Source organism: Streptomyces sp. NPDC033165, from assembly GCF_055577965.1.
Genome location: NZ_JBVIPK010000001.1, coordinates 87,706 through 103,717 on the forward strand (window position 1 = coordinate 87,706; position 16,012 = coordinate 103,717).

General features: G+C 70.8%; 14 protein-coding genes. 1 reads left to right on the plus strand and 13 read right to left on the minus strand.

Features of this window, described 5'->3' with window-relative positions:
• Positions 1 to 143: 143 nt before the first annotated feature.
• From ACZ5WC_RS00440 to ACZ5WC_RS00490, 11 genes are all read right to left on the minus strand, one after another.
• Positions 144 to 479 (minus strand): RNA polymerase-binding protein RbpA, encoded by a 336-nt coding sequence (locus tag ACZ5WC_RS00440; protein WP_096629167.1) that lies wholly within the window; start codon positions 477 to 479, stop codon positions 144 to 146.
• Positions 480 to 590: 111 nt separating this feature from the next.
• Entirely contained in the window at positions 591 to 824 is a 234-nt protein-coding gene (gene secG, locus ACZ5WC_RS00445; RefSeq protein ID WP_096629166.1) for a preprotein translocase subunit SecG, read from the minus strand.
• Between the two features lie 115 nt (positions 825 to 939).
• Positions 940 to 1,716, minus strand: a complete 777-nt coding sequence (tpiA, locus tag ACZ5WC_RS00450) for a triose-phosphate isomerase (protein WP_468538572.1) — start codon at positions 1,714 to 1,716, stop codon at positions 940 to 942.
• A 6-nt stretch (positions 1,717 to 1,722) separates the two neighbouring features.
• Positions 1,723 to 2,934: a phosphoglycerate kinase gene (locus tag ACZ5WC_RS00455; RefSeq protein WP_468538573.1), complete on the minus strand. Its 1,212-nt coding sequence runs from the start codon at positions 2,932 to 2,934 to the stop codon at positions 1,723 to 1,725.
• Between the two features lie 143 nt (positions 2,935 to 3,077).
• Positions 3,078 to 4,088: a type I glyceraldehyde-3-phosphate dehydrogenase gene (gene gap, locus ACZ5WC_RS00460; RefSeq protein WP_007448512.1), complete on the minus strand. Its 1,011-nt coding sequence runs from the start codon at positions 4,086 to 4,088 to the stop codon at positions 3,078 to 3,080.
• A 270-nt stretch (positions 4,089 to 4,358) separates the two neighbouring features.
• Positions 4,359 to 5,348, minus strand: a complete 990-nt coding sequence (gene whiA / locus ACZ5WC_RS00465) for a DNA-binding protein WhiA (RefSeq protein WP_030919772.1) — start codon at positions 5,346 to 5,348, stop codon at positions 4,359 to 4,361.
• Positions 5,339 to 6,373, minus strand: coding sequence for a gluconeogenesis factor YvcK family protein (locus ACZ5WC_RS00470; RefSeq protein ID WP_468538575.1), 1,035 nt, complete (start codon positions 6,371 to 6,373; stop codon positions 5,339 to 5,341). Before ACZ5WC_RS00470 ends, whiA begins: the two co-directional genes overlap by 10 nt.
• Positions 6,370 to 7,329: an RNase adapter RapZ gene (rapZ, locus tag ACZ5WC_RS00475; protein ID WP_468538577.1), complete on the minus strand. Its 960-nt coding sequence runs from the start codon at positions 7,327 to 7,329 to the stop codon at positions 6,370 to 6,372. Before rapZ ends, ACZ5WC_RS00470 begins: the two co-directional genes overlap by 4 nt.
• Complete coding sequence (uvrC, locus tag ACZ5WC_RS00480) at positions 7,326 to 9,368, minus strand: excinuclease ABC subunit UvrC (protein WP_468538579.1); 2,043 nt, start codon at positions 9,366 to 9,368, stop codon at positions 7,326 to 7,328. The genes rapZ and uvrC overlap by 4 nt, the downstream gene beginning before the upstream one ends.
• A 119-nt stretch (positions 9,369 to 9,487) precedes the next feature.
• A complete protein-coding gene (locus ACZ5WC_RS00485) occupies positions 9,488 to 10,402 on the minus strand; it encodes a hypothetical protein (protein ID WP_468538581.1) in 915 nt (304 codons plus the stop codon).
• Between the two features lie 4 nt (positions 10,403 to 10,406).
• Positions 10,407 to 11,033, minus strand: coding sequence for a papain-like cysteine protease family protein (locus ACZ5WC_RS00490; RefSeq protein ID WP_468538582.1), 627 nt, complete (start codon positions 11,031 to 11,033; stop codon positions 10,407 to 10,409).
• A 228-nt stretch (positions 11,034 to 11,261) separates the two neighbouring features.
• On the opposite strand from ACZ5WC_RS00490, the gene ACZ5WC_RS00495 reads away from it, so the two are divergent.
• Positions 11,262 to 12,188, plus strand: coding sequence for a hypothetical protein (locus ACZ5WC_RS00495; RefSeq protein ID WP_468538584.1), 927 nt, complete (start codon positions 11,262 to 11,264; stop codon positions 12,186 to 12,188).
• Positions 12,189 to 12,225: 37 nt separating this feature from the next.
• Here ACZ5WC_RS00495 and ACZ5WC_RS00500 read toward each other — a convergent pair whose 3' ends face one another.
• Entirely contained in the window at positions 12,226 to 12,654 is a 429-nt protein-coding gene (locus tag ACZ5WC_RS00500) for a Rieske (2Fe-2S) protein (RefSeq protein ID WP_468538585.1), read from the minus strand.
• 266 nt (positions 12,655 to 12,920) lie between these two features.
• A complete protein-coding gene (gene uvrA, locus ACZ5WC_RS00505) occupies positions 12,921 to 15,974 on the minus strand; it encodes an excinuclease ABC subunit UvrA (protein ID WP_468538587.1) in 3,054 nt (1,017 codons plus the stop codon).
• Between the last annotated feature and the right edge of the window lie 38 nt (positions 15,975 to 16,012).

The following is a 16,012-nucleotide window of genomic DNA, read 5'->3' on the forward strand; positions in this document are numbered from 1 at the left end:
CCTAATTGATCGGGGGGACGGGTGGCGCGGAGGCGAGCGGTGGGGGGCGGGAACGCGACCGGCCGGACACCCGTGAGGCGGGTGTCCGGCCGGGGAAGGCTCGGGTGGTGCGGGGAAACGGGGCGGACCGGGGCGGTGAAGCTCTAGATCTCGCCGCGGAGTTTGGCCAGCGCCTCGGCGAGGATCGCTTCACCGTCGGCGTCGCTGCGCCGCTCCCGTACGTACGCGAGGTGCGTCTTGTACGGCTCGGTGCGGGGCGGGTCGGGCGGGCTGTCCTTGTCCTGGCCGGCCGGGAAGCCGCAGCGCGGGCAGTCCCAGGTGTCCGGCACCTGCGCGTCATGGGCGAAGCTCGGCTGCGTCTCGTGCCCGTTCGAGCACCAGAAGGAGATGCGCAGGCGCGGCGCGGACTCGCCGCGCTCGGCCTCGCCCATCGGCCCCGCTCCGACCCGGCTTCCCCGGATCGCGTTGCCACTTGCCACGGTCGTAACTCCCTGCGTGATGGTGCTCGGAGGATGCCCCAGTCTACGTAAGGCCCAACGCGCGTCCAGTGGAAGGAGTTACACCGTTACCGGAATCTCGGAACGGCTGGTTCAGTCCAGCTTGATGAGCAGCCCGAGGACGACGATGCACGCGAACCAGATCAGACCGACCACGACGGTGATCCGGTCGAGGTTACGCTCGGCGACCGATGAGCCACCGACGGAGGACTGCATTCCGCCACCGAACATGTCGGAGAGGCCGCCGCCCTTGCCCTTGTGCATGAGCACCAGCAGCATCAGCAGCAGGCTGAAGACGATCAGAGCGATCTGGAACGCCAAAACCACGGCTGGTCCCTACTTTCCGGAATTCTTGACTACTGCGTGTACGTACACCGGGGGCCGAAGGGCGATAACCCCTTCGGCCCCCGCAAGACTACGACGGATCGACGCTACGGCATACTCACTGGTCGCGGAAGCGGACGATCTTGACGAACTCGTCGGCGTCCAGCGCGGCGCCGCCGATCAGGGCGCCGTCCACGTCGGGCTGCGCCATGATGGCCGCCACGTTGCCCGACTTCACCGAGCCGCCGTACTGGATACGGACGGCGTCGGCCAGCTCCTGCGAGTACAGCTCGGCCAGCCGGCCGCGGATCGCACCGCAGACTTCCTGGGCGTCCTCGGGGGTGGCGACCTCGCCGGTCCCGATGGCCCAGACCGGCTCGTAGGCGATGACGATGGTCTCGGCCTGCTCGACCGGGATGTCCTTGAGGGCGCCGTCGAGCTGCGCGAGCGTGTACGGGACCTGCTCACCGGCCTTGCGGACGTCCAGGCCCTCGCCGACGCAGAGGATCGGGGTCAGGCCGTGCTTGTAGGCGGCCTTCACCTTGGCATTGCAGATCTCGTCGCTCTCGCCGTGGTACTGGCGGCGCTCGCTGTGGCCGACGGCCACGTAGGTGCAGCGCAGCTTGGCGAGCATGGGGCCGGAGATCTCACCGGTGTACGCGCCGGAGTCGTGCGCGGAGATGTCCTGGGCGCCGTACTTGATCTTCAGCTTGTCGCCGTCGACCAGGGTCTGCACGGAGCGCAGGTCGGTGAAGGGCGGAAGGACGGCGACCTCGACGTCCTCGTAGTCCTTGTCGGCCAGCGCGAAGGAGAGCTTCTGGACGTGGGCGATGGCCTCAAGGTGGTTGAGGTTCATCTTCCAGTTGCCCGCCATCAGCGGGGTGCGGGTGGTCATGAAAAGTCAGTCCTCCAGTGCGGCGAGCCCGGGAAGCGTCTTGCCCTCAAGGTATTCGAGGCTCGCGCCACCACCGGTCGAAATATGTCCGAAAGCATTCTCGTCGAAGCCCAGGATGCGGACGGCCGCGGCGGAGTCGCCACCGCCGACGACGCTGAAGGCCGGGGAGTCGACGAGTGCCTGGGCGACCGCGCGGGTGCCCTCGGCGTAGTCGGGGTGCTCGAAGACGCCCATCGGGCCGTTCCAGAAGACGGTGGCCGCGTCGGCGAGCTTCGAGGCGTAGAGCTTGCGGGTCTCGGGACCGATGTCCAGACCCTCCTGGTCGGCCGGAATGGCGTCGGCGGCGACCGTGGTGGGGTTGGCCGGGGCCTTCGTCTTCAGGTCCGGGAACTCGCCCGCCACCAGGACGTCGACGGGAAGCACGAACTCCACACCGCGCTCCGCCGCCCGCTTCAGGTACTCCTGGACGGTCGGGACCTGGTCCTCCTGGAGCAGCGAGATGCCGACCTCGTGGCCCTGGGCCTTGAGGAAGGTGTACGCCATGCCGCCGCCGACCAGGATGCGGTCGGCCTTCTCCAGCAGATGGTCGATGACCCCGAGCTTGTCGGAGACCTTGGCGCCGCCGAGGACGACCGCGTACGGGCGCTGGACGTCGGTGGTGAGCTTCTTCAGAACGCCGACCTCGGTGGCGATGAGGAAGCCCGCGTAGTGCGGCAGCCGGGCCGGGAGGTCGAAGACCGAGGCGTGCTTGCGGTGCACGGCCCCGAAGCCGTCGCCCACGTAGACGTCGGCGAGCTCGGCCAGCCGGTCGGCGAACGCGCCGCGCTCGGCGTCGTCCTTGGCCGTCTCACCGGCGTTGAACCGGAGGTTCTCGATGACGGCGACCCGGCCGTCGGCTAGGCCGGCGACCGTGGCGCGGGCGGACTCGCCGACCGTGTCGGTCGCGAACGCGACCTCGGCGCCGAGGAGTTCACCCAGCCGCGCGGCGGCGGGCGCCAGCGAGTAGGCCGGGTCCGGGGCGCCCTTGGGGCGGCCGAGGTGGGAGGCGACGACGACGCGCGCGCCGGCCTCGGCCAGCCTGGCGACCGTCGGGACCACGGCACGGATACGGCCGTCGTCGGTGATCGTGGTGCCGTCCAGCGGCACATTGAGGTCGGCGCGGACGAATACCCGCTTGCCCGCGACCCCTTCGGCGAGAAGTTCGTCGATCGTCTTCATCTGGTCTTCCGTTACTCCTTGCAAGGACGGATGAGCATGCTAGGCCGTGTCGGCGTGTTCGTGGACACGGCCAGGGGCTCGACCGGCGCCGCGCTGCGCCGGTCGAGCCCCTTACTCACAACGTGTTGCCCGCGATCCGAGGATCAGAGCTGCTCGCCGACGAAGACCGTGAGGTCGACGAGGCGGTTGGAGTAGCCCCACTCGTTGTCGTACCAGCCGAGGATCTTCACCGAGTTCCCCTCCTGGACCATGGTCAGGGAGGAGTCGAAGGTGCAGGACGACGGGTCGCCGACGATGTCCGAGGAGACGATCGGGTCCTCGGTGTACGTCAGGAAGCCCTTGAGGGCGCCGTCGTCGGAGGCCTTCTTGAACGCGGCGTTGACCTCGTCCTTGGTGACCTCGCGCGCCAGCGTCACGACGAGGTCGGTGGCGGAGCCGGTCGGGACCGGGACGCGCATGGCGATGCCGTCGAGCTTGCCCTTGAGCTGCGGGAGGACCAGGGCGGTGGCCTTGGCGGCGCCGGTGGTGGTCGGGATGATGTTCTCGGCGGCGGCGCGGGCGCGGCGCAGGTCCGAGTGCGGGAAGTCCAGGATCCGCTGGTCGTTGGTGTACGCGTGGACCGTCGTCATCAGGCCCTTGACGATGCCGAAGTTCTCGTCGAGAACCTTGGCCATCGGCGCCACACAGTTGGTGGTGCAGGAGGCGTTGGAGATGACGTTGTGGTTGGCCGCGTCGTACTGGTCCTGGTTGACGCCCATCACGATGGTGATGTCCTCGTCCTTGGCCGGAGCCGAGATGAGGACCTTCTTGGCGCCGCCCGCGATGTGCTTCTCGGCGTCGGCCTTCTTGGTGAAGATGCCGGTCGACTCGATGACGATGTCGACGCCCAGCTCACCCCAGGGGATGTCCGCCGGGTTGCGCTCGGAGAGCACCTTGATCGTGTGACCATCGACGGTGATGGTGTCGGCGGTGTGGCTGACCTCTGCCTTGAGGCGGCCCAGGATGGTGTCGTACTTCAGCAGGTGAGCCGTGGTCGCAGTGTCACCCAGGTCGTTGACAGCCACGATCTCGATGTCCGCACCCTGCTCAAGCAGCGCGCGGAAGTAGTTGCGACCGATGCGGCCGAAGCCGTTGATGCCTACGCGGATCGTCACGAACCGATCTCCTCGTTAGGTACGCCGGTTTTCGACGCCGGCGAGTTGTATAGGGATGTCCCCGACCGCTTCCGACCCTACCTCTCCAAGGGCCCGGGAGTGACATCGAGAGGGCCCGTACACGCCACCGGACACGGCCGGAGGCCCGTACTCGCCAGTAGGGGTACGGGCCTCGGTTTCGCCGGTCGGGACTTGGGTCCCGGCGCCGCCGGGACGTCGGTCCCGGCCGCTCGGGACCAACGTCCCCCGCTCGCCGCCGAGTCGGCCGGGTCAGCCGACGAGGCCGTCGGCGAGCTCCTCGCTGAGGGTCGACTCCGTGCCCGGAATGCCCAGGTCCTGGGCCCGCTTGTCGGCCATGGCCAGCAGGCGGCGGATACGGCCCGCGACCGCGTCCTTGGTCAGCGGCGGGTCGGCGAGGGCGCCCAGCTCCTCCAGGGAGGCCTGCTTGTGCTCCATGCGCAGCCGGCCGGCCGCCGCGAGGTGCTCGGGGACCTCCTCGCCGAGGATCTCCAGCGCGCGGCCCACCCGGGCCCCGGCGGCGACCGCCGCGCGGGCCGAACGGCGCAGGTTGGCGTCGTCGAAGTTGGCGAGGCGGTTGGCCGTGGCGCGGACCTCGCGCCGCATCCGGCGCTCCTCCCAGGCCAGCACCGACTCGTGTGCGCCGAGCCGGGTCAGCAGGGCGCCGATGGCGTCGCCGTCGCGGACGACGACCCGGTCCACACCGCGCACCTCACGGGCCTTGGCGGCGATGGAGAGCCTGCGGGCCGCGCCGACCAGGGCGAGGGCCGCCTCCGGGCCGGGGCAGGTGACCTCCAGGGAGGAGGAGCGGCCGGGCTCGGTGAGCGAGCCGTGCGCCAGGAAGGCCCCGCGCCAGGCCGCCTCGGCGTCGCAGGTGGCCCCCGAGACCACCTGCGGGGGCAGCCCGCGGATGGGGCGGCCGCGGCCGTCCACCAGGCCGGTCTGGCGGGCCAGCTGGTCACCGCCCGCCACCACGCGTACGACATAGCGCGAGCCGCGCCGCAGCCCGCCGGGGGCCATCACGATCAGCTCCGAGCTGTGCCCGAAGATCTCCAGGATGTCGCGCTTGAGCCGGCGCGCCGCCATCGCGGTGTCCAGCTCCGCCTCGATCACAATCCGGCCGCTCACCAGGTGCAGCCCGCCCGCGAACCGAAGAATCGCCGAGACCTCTGCTTTTCTGCAGCAGGTCCGGGTGACGGGAAGCCGAGAGATTTCGTCCTTCACCGCTGGCGTCATCGCCATGGGCCGATCCTTCCATGCATCCGAAAAATACGGTCGTACGCGGCGGCCAACAGCTCCTGATCATGAACCGGAACGCCGTCGGGCGAGGCCACCGGCGCCAGCTCGACCGCGGCTCCGAGCCGCTGCGCGGCATGGGAGAGGGACTCGCGGTCGGGCACGGCGGCCTCGTCGGCCAGCACCACGTCCAAGGCGAGTTTAGGGGCGTGTCGTCCCAAAACCTCCAAATGACGCTGCGGTGAGAAGCCTTCTGTTTCCCCGGGCTGGGGCGCGAGGTTCAGCGAGAGGACCTTACGGGCCTTCGTGGTGACCAGGGCGTCGAGCAGTTCCGGCACGAGCAGGTGCGGGATCACCGAGGAGAACCAGGAGCCGGGACCGAGCACCACCCAGTCGGCGTCCAGGACCGCTTCCACGGCCTCCGGGACGGCCGGCGGGTCGGGCGGGACGAGATGCACGGACTGCACCTCGCCCGGGGTGAGCGCCACCGTGGCCTGGCCGCGCACAGTGACGATCGCGTCGGGCAGCTCGGGGTCGTGGCCCTTGACCAGCGCCTGGAGCTCCAGCGGGACGGCCGACATCGGCAGCACCCGGCCGTGCGCGCCGAGCAGCTTGCCGACCAGGTCGAGCGCCTGGACGTGGTCGCCGAGCTGCTCCCAGAGGGCGACGATCAGCAGATTGCCGACCGCGTGCTCGTGGAGGTCGCCCTTGGACTCGAAGCGGTGCTGGATGACCCGGGACCAGGTGCGGCCCCAGTCGTCGTCGCCGCACAGCGCGGCGAGCGCCTTGCGGAGGTCGCCGGGCGGCAGCACGCCCAGCTCCTCGCGCAGCCGGCCGCTGGAGCCGCCGTCGTCGGCGACGGTGACCACGGCCGTGAGATCGCCGGTGATCCGGCGCAGCGCCGCCAGGGACGCCGAGAGGCCCATGCCGCCGCCGAGGGCGACGACCTTGGGCTGGGCACCGCGTTTGCGGCCCGAGAGCGCCGAGGTGGCACGGCTCAGTCGCCGCATCCGCAGATTGCGTCCGGTCACTCTCGCCCCATGTCCCGGTGCACGAGGACGGTCTCGATGCCTTCGGTGGCGAGGCGGGCCGAGAGCTTCTCCGACATGGCGACGGAGCGGTGCTTGCCGCCCGTGCAGCCCACGGCGATGGTCACGTACCGCTTGCCCTCGCGGCGGTAACCGGCGGCGATCAGCTGGAGCAGCTCCGTGTACTGGTTGAGGAACTCCTTGGCGCCCGGCTGGTCGAAGACGTAGTCGGACACCTCCTCGTTCACTCCGGTGAAGGGGCGCAGTTCGGGGACCCAGTGCGGGTTGGGCAGGAAGCGGCAGTCGACGACCAGATCGGCGTCGACGGGCAGTCCGTACTTGTAGCCGAAGGACATCACCGTGGCTCGCAGCTCCGGCTCCGACTCGCCCGCGAACTGGGCGTCCATCTTGGCCCGCAGCTCGTGCACGTTGAGGCTGGAGGTGTCGATGACCAGGTCGGCGTCGCCGCGCAGCTCGCGCAGCAGGTCGCGCTCGGCCGCGATGCCGTCGACGATGCGGCCGTCGCCCTGGAGGGGGTGCGGGCGGCGGACGGACTCGAAGCGGCGGACCAGGGCGTCGTCCGAGGACTCCAGGAAAACGATCCGCCGGGTGACGTGCTTGGCCTCCAGGTCGGCGAGGGACTCGCGGAGGTTGTCGAAGAAGCGCCGGCCGCGCACGTCGACGACGACGGCGATCCGGGCCACGTTGCCCTGCGAGCGGGCGCCGAGCTCGACCATGGTGGGGATCAGCGCGGGCGGCAGGTTGTCGACGACGAACCAGCCGAGGTCCTCCAGGCACTTGGCGGCGGTGCTGCGGCCGGCGCCCGACATCCCGGAGATGATCACCAGCTCGGGGATGGCCGCCTCACCCGGCTCGTTCGGGGTGTTCGTACTCACGTCTGCTGCTCCGTCTGCTCGGTCTGCGGTGTTCTGTGCGGTCTCGTGGGTGTTCTCGGTCATGAGCTGCCCCCGTCGTCCTCTTCAATGATCTCTCCTGTGGCCGTGTTCACGGCAGGCGCCGCGGGAGCGGTCGTGGCGAGGGCCGCGGCCACCGATTCCGCCGTCCTGCGACCTATCCCGGGGACCTCGCAGATCTCGTCGATTGTCGCCTGCCGGAGCTTCTTCACGGAGCCGAAATGCTTGATCAGGGCCTGCTTCCGGGTCTCGCCGAGGCCGGCCACGTCGTCGAGGGGGCTGGAGCGGAGGCGCTTGGCCCGTTTGGCGCGCTGGTAGGTGATGGCGAAGCGGTGGGCCTCGTCCCGGACGCGCTGGAGGAGGTAGAGACCCTCGCTGGAGCGGGGCAGGACGACAGGGTCGTCGTCATCGGGGAGCCAGACCTCTTCGAGGCGCTTGGCGAGGCCGCAGACGGCGATGTCGTCGATGCCCAGCTCGTCCAGGGCGCGCTTGGCCGCGGCGACCTGGGGCTGCCCGCCGTCGACCACGACGAGCTGCGGCGGGTAGGCGAACCGCTTGGGGCGGCCGTCGTCCTCGCGGGGCTCTCCGTCGTCGGCAGCGGTGCCAGGGCCGCCCGCGGGGGCGGGCGGGGCGTCCTGCGGGGTGAGCGGGGCGTCCTGCGCCCCCTCCCACTCCCCGGTGCGCTCCTTGTCCTGGAGGTAGCGCTTGAAGCGGCGGCCGATCACCTCGTGCATCGAGCGGACGTCGTCCTGGCCCTCGAAGCCCTTGATCTGGAAGCGGCGGTACTCGCTCTTGCGGGCGAGGCCGTCCTCGAAGACGACCATGGAGGCGACCACGTCGTCGCCCTGGAGGTGGGAGATGTCGTAGCACTCGATGCGCAGGGGGGCGCTGTCCAGGCCCAGCGCCTCGGCGATCTCCTCCAGGGCGCGGGAGCGGGTGGTGAGGTCGGAGGCGCGCTTGGTCTTGTGCAGTCCGAGCGCCTGCTGGGCGTTGCGCTGGACGGTGACCATGAGGTCCTTCTTGTCGCCGCGCTGCGGGATGCGCAGGCTGACCTGGGAGCCCCGGCGCTCGGCGAGCCACTGGGAGACCGCTTCGGTGTCCTCGGGCAGGGCGGGGACCAGGACCTCCTTGGGGACGGCGTCGCCGCGCTCCTCCCCGTACAGCTGCTGGAGGGCGTGCTCGACGAGCCCGGCGGTGTCGACCGCCTCCACCTTGTCGGTGACCCAGCCGCGCTGGCCGCGGACCCGGCCGCCGCGCACGTGGAAGATCTGGAGGGCGGCTTCCAGCTCGTCCTCTGCGACGGCGATCAGGTCGGCGTCGGTGGCGTCGGCGAGGACGACGGCGCTCTTCTCCATGGCCCGCCTGAGGGCCTCGGCGTCGTCGCGGAGGCGGGCGGCCCGCTCGTACTCCATCTCCTCGGCCGCCTGCATCATGTCCTTCTCCAGGCGGCGGATGTACGTGCCGGTGCGTCCGGCCATGAAGTCGCAGAAGTCCTCGGCCAGCTCCCGGTGTTCCTCGGGGGTGACCCGGCCGACGCAGGGGGCCGAGCACTTGCCGATGTAGCCGAGGAGGCAGGGGCGGCCGGTGCGCGCGGCGTTCTTGAAGACCCCGGCGGAGCAGGTACGGACGGGGAAGACGCGCAGCATCAGGTCGACGGTCTCGCGGATCGCCCAGGCGTGGCCGTACGGACCGAAGTAGCGCACGCCCTTCTTCTTGGCGCCGCGCATGACCTGGACGCGGGGGAACTCCTCGTTCAGCGTGACCGCGAGATACGGATAGCTCTTGTCGTCGCGGTACTTGACGTTGAACCGGGGGTCGAACTCCTTGATCCAGGAATACTCCAGCTGGAGCGCCTCGACCTCGGTGGAGACGACCGTCCACTCGACGGAGGCGGCCGTCGTGACCATGGTGCGCGTGCGCGGGTGGAGGCCGGCGAGATCCTGGAAGTAGTTGGCAAGGCGCTGGCGGAGGTTCTTGGCCTTCCCGACGTAGATCACCCGGCGGTGCTCGTCGCGGAATCTGTAGACCCCCGGGGAGTCGGGGATCTGTCCCGGCTTGGGGCGGTAGCTGGAGGGGTCTGCCATGTCTCACACCCTACTTGCGGGGTGTGACAGAACGTCGTCGTCGGGTGGTACCGCGCTCCGGGGTGCCGTGGGGTGTTCGCACCCCGGAGCGCGGGCCTGCGGTCCGGTGGGACTCCTGCTCAGGCGTCCGCGGCCGGGGCTCCCGCGGTGCGGCCCCGGCAGCGCAGGGCGGCGGCCCCGCACAGGACCAGGGCGAGCAGGGCCCCGGCTCCGGCGACCGTGGAGACGGCGGTCAGGGCGGTGTCCGGGGAGCCCGACGCCGCTCCGGCGGGCGCGGGGCCTCCGGCGGCTTCGGGGGCCCGGTCCGGGGCCGGGCCGGGGGCGGTGCCGGCCGCCGCGTCGGCACCGGTCGCCCCGGGGCCGTAGCCGCCCGCCTTGCCGGACTTCGCGTACCCGGAGCCGGGCAGCTTGTCGCCGTACGCCTCCTGCACCCGGGCCCGGTAGGCGTTCAGGGTCGTGCCCTTCGTGCCCACGGCGGCCGTCGCGTCCTCGTCCAGCGGGAGGACCCGGGAGGCGTCGTGGACGTACCAGGCGTCGATCTGCGGTTCCCGGAACACGGTGCCGCCGGGGAGGGCGCGGGCGCCCCGGGCGGTGTAGCGGGCCTCGTCGTCGCCGGTGGCGATGTTCACCACCTGCCAGTCATCGCCGCCGCCCGCTCCCGGGACCGTCCAGAGCGAGGCCTTCTGGCCGTCGGAGGAGACGGCGGTGCTGGCGAGGTAGTCCAGGGTGCTGGGAGCAGCCCCCGGCTTGCCTGCGACGAACGCGGCGGAGAGCGTCCGTACGGGGACGGCCCTCTCGGTGATCCGGGGTGCGGCCTTCGCCCGGCTCACCGCTCCCTCCCGGGCGAAGAACCGGGACAGGGTGTCCAGGGTGGCGGCCTCGGTGGCCGCTTCGTGGGCGGCTTCGAGGGTGGCGGCGGTCAGCTTCGGCGGGGCGGCGGGGCCCTCGTCGGCGGTTGCCAGGGGCGCGGCGGTGAACAGGGCGGTGGCGGTGAGTGCGGTGGCGACGGCGAGGCGCCGGGTGGTCGCGGTCATGTCCTCACGCCCCGATCCGGTAGAGCGAGTGGGTCCAGGAGAACTCGTTGTTGTTCACGTACCAGGCGTGCGAGGCCCAGTTGTAGCGGTGGCTGGAGGGCCATGGATCGCCCCAGTAGACCCAGCTGTTGGCGTCGTCGTAGCCGTAGATGACGTGCATGTGGCCGCCGCCGGAGGACCACTGGATACGGGTCTCGATGGGGCGCTGAGCGGATATCTCGGTCCGCACGGTCGAGTAGCGCAGCCAGCCGGTGACGTACGAGCCGGGCCTGATCCCGGTCCAGGACAGGCCGGTCTGGACGTTGCCGAGGGTGGCCTGCGAGTTGGGGCACGTGGTGTTCTGGTTCCGCCTGAAGGAGGCGTTGCAGAACTGGTTCTGGGAGTAGTCGCGGCCGAACCAGGCGGCGATGGTGTTGCCTCCGGCCGCCCAGCACCAGTTGCTCTTCTGCTGGGCCTGCATGGTGATGTTCAGCCGCTGGGCGGCGGCGATGCCGAGGTCGGCCTTTTCCGTGGACGGGGCAGGGGCCGGGGACGCGGTGGCGGTGGCGGTCGCCGCGGGGACGGCGAGCAGGGCGGCGGCCAGGAGGGCGGTGAACGAGAACCTTCCGGGCCTGACTCTTCGGTTGCGCATGGCGGTCCTCCCAAGGCGGGGGGTGGGGATCGGAGGAGCGCGTCCGGACGCTGATGAGGAGCATCCGGCGTTGTCCGGAGCAGGTCAACACGCTTCAATGCGAGGTGACATCACGGTGTGAACGGCACGGCACCCGTGTGAACAACTCCGCCCCCGTCACCTGCTCCCCCGCATCCCCCGGGGGCCGATGTCACCACCCCCCACGTGAACGTTCACCGGAGGCCCGCCATGCGGCAGACCGACACCGAATTGGCGCAGGTGCTGCGGACCGGCCCGTTCCATCTGGCGCTGCGCACTGCCCTGGCGGTGCGCGGGCTGCCGCTCCAGCGGGTGCAGCACCATCTGGCGCACCGGGGCATCAAGCTCGGGGTGACCAGTCTCAGTTACTGGCAGCAGGGCGTGCGCCGCCCCCGGCGCGCCGAGTCCCTGCGGGCCGTGAGCGCGCTGGAGGGCGTGCTCGCGCTGCCGGACGGCTCACTGCTGCGCCTGCTGCGGAACGACGACACCCCGGCGGACGCGGACCGCCCGGCGGCCCGTTCGTACCGCTCACTGATGGAGGCGTCGGGCTCGGTGGAACGGCTCCTCGCGGCGATGGAGTCACCCGTGGACGGCGGGCTGCACACCGTGGGGCACCAGGAGCGGGTACGGATCGGGGCGCGGCGGGAACTGGCGGGCCGCACCTCGCGCCATGTGGTGCGCGCGCACCGGGACGGCGTCGACCGCTATCTCGCGGTGCACCGGGGCGATCCGGGGTGCGACCCGTCGCGGATCACGGTGCTGGCGCTGGAGAACTGCCGGACGGGCCGGGTCCGCTGGGACCGGGAGGCGGGGCTGCTGGTGGCGGAGCTGCTCTTCGACACCCGGCTTCGGTCCGGCGAGACGTACGTCTTCGGCTACGGCTTCGAGGACGGTACGGGCGGGGCCAGCGGTGAGTACGTACGCGGCTTCACCTTCGGGGGCGGCCAGTACGTGCTTCAGGTCGGCTTCGACGAGGCGGCGCTCCCGGTGCGGTGCCGCCGGTTCGCGCAGGCGTCGGCGGGGGCGGCGCGCGGGTCCCGCGGGGACCTCACGCTGACCGGCCGGCACCGGACCGTGCACCTGGTGGAGGAGGGTGTACGGCCCGGCCTGATCGGGATCGACTGGGACTGGGAGTGAGGCCGGGGCAGGGCCGGAATCCGGTGGCTCGGGCCGCTCAGGCCTCGGGGCCCGCGACGAGCTTTCCGCCCTCGGCGGTGACGGGGACGGAGGGCAGCGGCACGGTGGCCGGGCCCTGGACGACCTCGCCGGTGGTCGCGTCGAACCGGCTGCCGTGGCAGGCGCAGTGGCCCTCGGTGCCCTCGACCTTGGTCAGGACGCAGCCGCCGTGGGTGCACTGGGCGCTGAACGCCTTGTACTCGCCCTTCGCCGGACAGCTGACGACGAGACGCTGCTCGCGGTAGAGCTTGGCTCCGCCGACGGGGACGTCAGCGGCGGCTCCGAGGTCGACGGGCGCGGTCGGGACGGGGTTCTTGGCGTGGCCGAGCTTGGACTCGGTCGAGCAGGCGGCCGCCCCCAGCCCGGCGGCACCGGCGAGCGCGGCCCCCTTCAGCACGGTACGGCGGGCGGCGGGCAGGCCGGGCATGCGGACTCCACGGGTTGTCGTTCGAGGCGGATCAGCGGCTCGGAGCGGATCACGGTGGGTGTGGGTGAGGATCACCGTGGTGCGGGTGGGGTCGCCGGACATGCGTCAGGGCGACGACCACGCCCCCTGGCGCCGGTGACAGAACCGACGATACCGGCGGCCGGTGGAAGCCTTGCGGCCGGGCCGTACCCGCTGCCCCGGCAGACCGCGGCAGCCCCCTTTCCTCCTGTGGCAGGGGGGGCCGCCGCGGTCGGTGAAGGCCGCGCTCAGGCCTTGCGGGCCCGGGTGGTCTTCTTGGCGGCGTTCGCCTTGGTCGCCGTCGCCTTGGTCACCGTCGCCTTCGCCTTGGCCGCCGTGGCCTTCTTGGCCGCGGCCGCCGTCCTCGTGGCCGCCGACTTCTTCGCCGGGGCGGTCTTGCGGGCGGCCGCCTTGCGGGGCGTCCCCCCGCCCGAGGGCACTGCGGCCTCGCTGATCCGGTCCGCGTCCAGGATGGACTGGAGAAACTTCCCGGTGTGGCTCGCGGGGACCGAGGCGACCTGCTCCGGGGTTCCCTCGGCGACGACCAGACCGCCGCCGTTGCCGCCCTCGGGGCCCATGTCGACGACCCAGTCGGCGGTCTTGATGACATCGAGGTTGTGCTCGATGACGATCACCGAGTTGCCCTTGTCGACAAGGCCGGAGAGCACGGTGATCAGCTTGCTGATGTCCTCGAAGTGCAGACCGGTGGTCGGCTCGTCCAGGACGTAGACCGTGCGGCCGGTGGACCGCTTCTGGAGCTCGCTCGCCAGCTTGACGCGCTGTGCCTCGCCGCCGGAGAGGGTGGGCGCGGACTGGCCGAGCCGCACATAGCCGAGGCCGACCTCGTTGAGCGTACGGAGGTGGCGGGCGATCGTCGGGACGGCCTCGAAGAACTCCAGGCCCTCCTCGATCGGCATGTCCAGCACCTCGGCGATGGACTTGCCCTTGTAGTGGACCTCCAGGGTCTCCCGGTTGTAGCGCGCACCGTGGCAGACCTCGCACGGGACGTACACGTCGGGCAGGAAGTTCATCTCGATCTTGATCGTGCCGTCGCCGGAGCAGTTCTCGCAGCGGCCGCCCTTGACGTTGAAGGAGAAGCGGCCCGGCAGATAGCCGCGCACCTTCGCCTCCATCGTCTCGGCGAACAGCCTGCGGACGTGGTCGAAGACCCCGGTGTACGTGGCCGGGTTGGACCGGGGGGTCCGGCCGATCGGCGACTGGTCGACGTGGACCACCTTGTCGACGAGGTCGTCGCCGTCGACCCGGGTGTGGCGGCCGGGCACCGACTTCGCGCCGTTCAGCTCGCGGGCCAGGTGGGTGTAGAGGATGTCGTTGACCAGGGTCGACTTTCCGGAGCCCGAGACACCGGTGACGGCGGTGAGGACGCCGAGAGGGAAGGAGACGTCGATGTCCTGAAGGTTGTTCTCCCGGGCGCCGTGGACGGTGAGGCTGCGGGCCGGGTCGACCGGGCGGCGGATGTCGGGGGTCGGGATCGACCGCTTGCCCGACAGATACTGGCCGGTGACCGAGTCCTTGTTGGCCAGCAGCTCCTTCAAAGAGCCGGAGTGGACGACCTTGCCGCCGTGCTCACCGGCGCCGGGGCCGATGTCGACGACCCAGTCGGCGACCTTGATGGTGTCCTCGTCGTGCTCAACGACGATGAGCGTGTTGCCCATGTCGCGGAGGCGGACCAGGGTCTCGATGAGTCGGTGGTTGTCGCGCTGGTGCAGGCCGATGGACGGCTCGTCCAGGACGTACAGCACGCCGACCAGGCCGGAACCGATCTGGGTGGCCAGCCGGATGCGCTGGGCCTCGCCGCCGGACAGGGTGCCCGCCGCGCGGTTCAGTGAGAGGTAATCCAGGCCGACGTCGACGAGGAACTTCAGCCGCTCGTTGACCTCCTTGAGGACCCGCTCGGCGATCTTCTTGTCGCGGGCGTTCAGCTTGAGGCGGCCGAGGAACTCGGCGCACTCGCTGATCGACATCGCGGCGACCTCGGCGATGGACCTCTCCATCACCGTCACCGCGAGGACGATCGGCTTGAGGCGGGTGCCCTCACAGGTCGGGCAGGGCACCTCGCGCATATAGCCCTCGAAGCGCTCCCGGCTGGAGTCGCTCTCGGCCTCGGTGTGCCGCCGCTTCACGAACTGCACCGCGCCCTCGAAGGCGGGGGTCGTGTAGGCGCGCTCGCGCCCGTAGCGGTTGCGGTAGCGGACCTCGGTCTGGATCTTGTGACCGAAGAGGAGTGCCTTCTTGGCGCGCTGCGGCAGTCCGGCCCAGGGGATGTCCGTGCGGAAGCCGAGGGCTTCGGAGAGCGCGCCGATCAGCCGGCCGAAATACTCCTTGGTGTGGCCGTGGGACCAGGGGTGGATCGCGCCCTCGTCGAGCGACTTCTCCTCGTCCGGGACGATCAGCTCGGGGTCGACCTCCATGCGCGTCCCGATGCCGGTGCAGTCGGGGCAGGCGCCGAAGGGCGAGTTGAAGGAGAAGGAGCGCGGCTCCAGCTCCTCGAAGGAGAGGTCGTCGTACGGGCAGTAGAGGTGCTCGGAGTACATCCGCTCACGCTCGGGGTCGTCCTCGGGGAGGTCGACGAAGTCCAGAACGACCATGCCGCCGGAGAGGCCGAGCGCGGTCTCGACCGAGTCGGTCAGCCGGCGCTTGGCGCTGTCCTTGACGGTGAGACGGTCGACGACCACCTCGATGGTGTGCTTCTCCTGCTTCTTGAGCGTGGGCGGCTCGGCGAGCTGGATGGTGGTGCCGTCGACCCGGGCCCGGCTGTAGCCCTTGGTCTGGAGGTCGGCGAAGAGGTCGACGAACTCGCCCTTGCGCTCGCGCACCAGCGGCGAGAGGACCTGGAAGCGGCTGCCCTCGGGCAGGCCGAGGACCTTGTCGACGATGGCCTGCGGCGACTGGCGGGAGATGGGACGGCTGCACTCGGGGCAGTGCGGCTTGCCGATCCGGGCGAAGAGCAGCCGGAGGTAGTCGTAGACCTCGGTGATGGTGCCGACCGTCGAGCGCGGGTTGCGCGAGGTGGACTTCTGGTCGATGGAGACGGCGGGCGAAAGCCCCTCGATGAAGTCGACGTCCGGCTTGTCCATCTGGCCGAGGAACTGCCGGGCGTACGAGGAGAGCGACTCCACGTAGCGCCGCTGCCCCTCGGCGAAGATCGTGTCGAACGCGAGGGACGACTTGCCCGACCCGGAGAGCCCGGTGAAGACGATGAGGGAGTCACGGGGCAGGTCGAGCGAGACGTTCTTCAGGTTGTGCTCGCGCGCGCCACGGACGATGAGACGGTCGGCCACGCCGGTCCGCACCTTTCTAGAGAGAAGCGGGGGAACTG